Annotated in this window: 1 protein-coding gene; it reads left to right on the top strand. The window is 54.7% G+C overall.

Translation table 11 applies throughout. The features are described 5' to 3' along the window. Window positions 1-122: 122 nt before the first annotated feature. The coding region (locus NL1_RS36000) for a hypothetical protein (protein WP_156095227.1) at window positions 123-735 on the top strand (613 nt) is incomplete at its 3' end.

Genomic DNA, 735 nt, shown 5'->3' with positions numbered 1-735 from the left:
GGCCGGAGTTTTCCAGGCATCATTCCACTCCGACGGCGGATTGGAAGTCGGGTCCGGGGCTGCCGACGACTGCCGGGTCGGGTGTGAGTTTCGATGCGAATGCGAAGAGCAGTATCGAGAGTGTGGTGGAGACGGGTCAGTATTTCGGTTTGCTCGATTTCGCCAATATTGCGGCGATGATCGCGAAGAATAATGGTTCCGTGTTCTGGATCGCCGGTGAGTGGAGGGCGTTCGCCGATATTTGGCGGAAGTCGGTGCAGAAGTTCATCGACGGGGTGGGGTATGTGTTCAAGAATCAGTATTGGGAGGGTGCTGGTGCTGATCGTGCTGTGGCGTTTCTCGACAAGTATTTGCAGTCGACTGATACGTTGCATCGTGGCATGATGTCGATGTCGAATGTGATCGGTAATACCGCTAATTTCAATGCTTTCGTGTGGTCGCATCTGCCGCGGTACGGTCAGTTCGAATACAACAGTGACGGGACGGTCGCGGAGGTCAATAATATCAAGGCCGCAGAGCAGTTGCCTCGTGTGCAGACGTTCTGGGATTCTGGTGACGATACCAGTGGTCAGAAGGGTTATGTGGCGGGGATCAAGCAGTTGGCTGGGTATATTCCGGTGTTTACCGATCCGAACAAGCTTGCTGGTGCCAATGGTGATCTGCCCGGTACGTACAACTATAGACAGCCTACCGGCGACAATAATGGTGGTGGCGGTAACGGTAGGGGTGGTGGCA

Origin of the sequence: Nocardia lijiangensis NBRC 108240, from assembly GCF_001613045.1 — a bacterium.
GTDB classification, from domain to species: domain Bacteria; phylum Actinomycetota; class Actinomycetes; order Mycobacteriales; family Mycobacteriaceae; genus Nocardia; species Nocardia lijiangensis.
The sequence above is the reverse complement of the archived record's forward strand: the minus strand, read 5'-3'. Positions and strand labels throughout refer to the sequence as shown.